5 protein-coding genes are annotated in these 3,940 nt (G+C 69.5%); 3 read left to right on the top strand and 2 right to left on the bottom strand.

The window, feature by feature from the left end; translation table 11 throughout:
• Positions 1-24 precede the first annotated feature (24 nt).
• Positions 25-1,293 carry an ISL3 family transposase gene (locus VF468_05840; GenBank protein ID HEX5877834.1) on the bottom strand — a complete coding sequence of 423 codons (1,269 nt, stop codon included), beginning with the start codon at positions 1,291-1,293 and terminating at the stop codon, positions 25-27.
• A 364-nt stretch (positions 1,294-1,657) separates the two neighbouring features.
• Between VF468_05840 and VF468_05835 the strand changes: the two genes are divergently transcribed.
• Both VF468_05835 and VF468_05830 read left to right on the top strand, forming a co-directional pair.
• A complete protein-coding gene (locus tag VF468_05835; GenBank protein ID HEX5877833.1) occupies positions 1,658-1,957 on the top strand; it encodes a site-specific integrase in 300 nt (99 codons plus the stop codon).
• Positions 1,958-2,140: 183 nt separating this feature from the next.
• Positions 2,141-2,542, top strand: coding sequence for a tyrosine-type recombinase/integrase (locus VF468_05830; protein HEX5877832.1), 402 nt, complete (start codon positions 2,141-2,143; stop codon positions 2,540-2,542).
• 56 nt (positions 2,543-2,598) lie between these two features.
• On the opposite strand, the gene VF468_05825 is transcribed toward VF468_05830, so the two are convergent.
• Complete coding sequence (locus VF468_05825) at positions 2,599-3,126, bottom strand: hypothetical protein (protein HEX5877831.1); 528 nt, start codon at positions 3,124-3,126, stop codon at positions 2,599-2,601.
• Between the two features lie 298 nt (positions 3,127-3,424).
• Here VF468_05825 and ssb point away from each other — a divergent pair, with 298 nt between their 5' ends.
• A complete protein-coding gene (gene ssb, locus VF468_05820) occupies positions 3,425-3,805 on the top strand; it encodes a single-stranded DNA-binding protein (protein ID HEX5877830.1) in 381 nt (126 codons plus the stop codon).
• The last annotated feature ends 135 nt before the right edge of the window (positions 3,806-3,940 follow it).

The following is a 3,940-nucleotide window of genomic DNA, read 5'->3' as shown; positions in this document are numbered from 1 at the left end:
GCGACCTGCGAAAACGGGTTCTCCTCAGCTTCCTGTGGGCAGTGTGATGGTCAGTCCGCTGCAGCAGAGGTAGATCATGGCGATGACGGCGGCGGGGCTGTGGTGGCCGTAGCCACGGTGGTTGATCAGCCGGATCTTGCTGTTGAGCCCCTCCAGCTTGCTGTTGGACAGGCCGAGTTGGACGGCGGCCAGGATCTGGTCGCGGTGGCGGCGGATGGTGCGTGACAGGTCCAGCATGGCCGGGATGCGACAGCGGCTGGCGCGGGCCAGCCAGGCGTCCAGGTGGGCGTCGGGGTGACGGCCCGGAGGCAGCCGGTACAGGTCGCGCAGCTCTTCTTTGAGCACCCAGGCGCGGAACAGCACGTGGCGGGCGCGGCGCAGCTGGGTGATCGTCTGGCGTTGGCTGTCGGTCCAGTTGGCCGGGTCCTTCAGCAGCGCCCAGCGGGTGTATTTGACCAGCTGTGCGGCAGGGTCTTGGCGGACGCGAGCCAGCGGTCCAGGACGGGTAACGCCGGCGGTGCGGCGGGTGCTGTTCCAGGCGGCCCGGCGGACCTCATCCACCGCGGCGTTGGCCAGCTTGATGATGTGGAAGGGGTCGGCGCACACCCGGGCGTGTGGGGCGCGGGCGCGGGTGACCTTGGCATAGGCGCCGTGCAGGTCCATCGACGCCGCGACCAGCTGGGCGGTGCGCTCAGCGCCCAGGGTGTCGAAGAAGCCTTCCAGCGTCGCGCTGGACTTGCCCTCTGCGGCCCACACCACCGCGCCTTGGCGGTCGTGGTCGGCGACCACGGTCAGGTAGCGGTGGCCCTTGCGGTACGAGACGTCGTCGATGCCGATGCGGTACAGCCCGTCCAGGCGGGCGTCGTCCAGATGATCAGCCACCACCCGGGTCACGATCGCGGCGACGGCCTCCCAGGAGCAGCGCAGCAGCCGGGTGATGGTGGTCTTGTCGGTGCGCTGGGCCAGATAGGCGACGACGTCTTCGAAGTCGCGGGTGAACCGGGCCGCCGGCCGCGCCCATGGCACGGTCTCGGTACGGACCCGGCCGCAGGCCCGGCAGGAAAGGCGGCGGATCTCGGCTTGCAGCAACAGCCGCGCGGCACCCAGGTCCAGGTGCCGCCAACGGCGGGTGGTCCGGTCGTAGACCGCCCGGGTGGACCAGCCACATGGGCAGCGCAGCCGGCGACCGCGGCGGCGCAACACCACGACGATCCCGGCCGGGCTGAACTGGACCCCGGCCACGTCGGCGCCGGGGATGGCGAGCATCTTGTTGAATGCGGTCGTGGCGCGCACGCGTCGCTCCCGAGGGCTTCGGTCGGCTTGGCAGCTCCGAAACCTAAAGGACGGCGCGTGCGCGTCCTACAGCAGCAGCCCGGCGCAGCCTGGACTCCCTACCGATCAAGCCAACCACGCCAGCTCAGCCCACCATCCAACCCACAGAAACCCGAGGAGTCCCCAAAAACGCAGGGTTGCACAGCGGTAAGCGCTCGATTGCTGATAAGGATGAGGTCCCAGGTTCAAGTCCTCCCAGGCCCACCACAAGCCCCTGACCAGCGGAAACGCTGGTCATCTTCACGTTTGGACCCGTTCGAGTAGGCCGCATACCGGTGGTTCACCCCATCCCTTGACCTTCCCGCGGCTGCGCTACGGTCCGGCCATGACCGCCGACTACCGACCCAGCCTGGTCCGCTCCTTCGAGCGGCACCTGCGGGCCGAGAACCGCTCCGAGCACACCATCGCCAGCTACCTGGAAAGCCTCCGCCAGGCCGAGGCCTTCCTGGCCGGCCGCGGCCGCAGCCTGCTGGACGCTCGGCGCGAGGACCTGGAGGCGTTTCTCGGCGACCTGCTTCAGCGCCGGGCGCCGGAGACCGTCGCCACCCGCTACCGGCGGCTGCGGGTCCTGTATCGATGGCTGGAGGAGGAAGAAGAGATCCCCGCCAGCCCCATAGCGCGATGAAGCCACCGATCGTGCCAGACCAGCCCGTCCCGGTCGTCCCCGAGGATGGTCTGCGGCGGCTGCTGGCGGCCTGCGCCGGCAAGGACTTCGAGGCTCGCCGGGACACCGCCATCGTGATGTTCCTTCTCGACACCGGCGCCCGCCGGGGCGAGCTGGCCGACCTCCAGCTCGGGCGACCTCGACCTGGACGTCGCCATGGTCCTCGGCAAGGGCCGCCGCAAGCACGCCCTTCCCTATGGTCGCAAGACCGCCGTGGCGCTGGACCGCTATCTGCGCGTCTGCGCCCGGCACAAGGACGCTCACCTTCCGTGGCTGTGGCTTGGCAAGCGAGGCCGGTTGACCGCCTGGGGCGTCCAGCAGCTCCTACGCCGCCGGGGTGAGCAGGCCGGCCTGCCGGGGCTCCATCCGCATCAGCTCCGCCACACCTTCGCCCATGCCTGGCTCGCCCAGGGCGGCGGCGAGACGGACCTGATGCAGCTGGCCGGCTGGCGCTCCCGCCAGATGCTCGGCCGCTATGGGGCGTCAGCCGCCGACGTTCGCGCCCGCGAAGCCCACCGGCGCCTCTTCCCTGGCGACCGCTTGTAGGAGTGCACTCCTCCACTCGGGCAGCAGACTCGCGCCGTCAGCGCTTGTTGCGTTGGTTAGAGGCAGCCTTCTTCGCCGGCGGGGTCGATGAAGATGGTGATGCCGTCCTCGTAGTGCCCGAATGGGCCGTCCTCGGTGTACGAGACGCCGTGCGACCCGACGCTCAGCTCGCTTGGCGACAGCAGCGCACCCTGCTGGAAGAAGTAGGCCTCCTCGAACCCGAACGGCGTCGGGTCGAGGAAGCGCTTGACCGGACCCCGGTCGGTGGGCAGCTCGGCGCCGTCGAGGGTGAAGGCCAGGGTGAACTGGCGCAGATCGGCGACGGCGTCCTGCTCGGAGAAGGAACTATCACCACCGGTGATCATCGCCACCACGATGACATGCCAGTCCTCGACGCAATAGTGCCGCCCATCAAACGGGGACCCTGAGAACGGCCGAATGCTCGCCTTCAGCTGCGGGTCGGCCGGGCTGTTGGTCTGGACGATCTGGTGGCTGCGAATGATTCTGCCGGCGTTCGGGAAGGCCTCAAGGACCGCCTGGGCGTCACCCCGTGTGACCGGTCGTCTGCTGGAGGCGTTAGCCATGGACCGTCCTCCTGTCATCGAGCCTCAGCGGCCCGAACCGACAACTGGAGCGAAGCAGCGTCTCACGCCTCGGGGACCGACGGCCAGCAAGCGGTGATGCCAACGGTGTCCTTCTCGGCCTGCCACGGGTGGCCAATGCCGCGGGGCGCACCGGCGCCTCTCCCCTGGCGACTGTCTCTAGCTGGGCAGAAGCGCGACGCCATCGTGGATTCGGACCGACGGTGGTCCAGGTTGCAAGGCGTCGAGAAGCCTGGTCGCATACGCCTCGTTCATTAGCTCTTCGACCTGATCCGTCACCATCGTCGGCAACCTGACCGACGACCCCGAGGTCACCTTCACCCCCAACGGCGCCGCCGTCACCAACTTCCGCCTGGCCGTCACCGCCCGCCTCAAGGGCGGCGAGAGCTGGCGCAACGGCGACACCAGCTTCTACCGGATCACCGCCTGGCGGCAGCTCGCCGAACACATCGGCGACTCCCTCTCGAAGGGCAACCGGGTGATCGTCCTCGGCCAGCTCCGGGCCCGCTCCTGGGAGACCCCGGAAGGCGAGCGCCGCACCGTGACCGAGGTCCAGGCCGAAGAGGTCGGCCCCAGCCTGCGCTGGGCCACGGCCAAGCCCGAGCGCGCCACCGGCAATGGCAAGGGCAAGGGCGAGTTCAACGACGACCCGCCCTTCTAACCCTGGCGAGCAGTGAGGCCGGGGCGGATCGGACCCGTCCCGGCCTCGCGCACCACGAGCCCTTGAGGAGGCCATCGGATGCACACCCGATCCTACCCGACCCGGCCCCCGACCCCGACCCCGACCCCGACCCCC

Source organism: Actinomycetota bacterium (assembly GCA_036280995.1).
Lineage (GTDB): Bacteria > Actinomycetota > CALGFH01 > CALGFH01 > CALGFH01 > CALGFH01.
The sequence above is the reverse complement of the archived record's forward strand: the minus strand, read 5'-3'. Positions and strand labels throughout refer to the sequence as shown.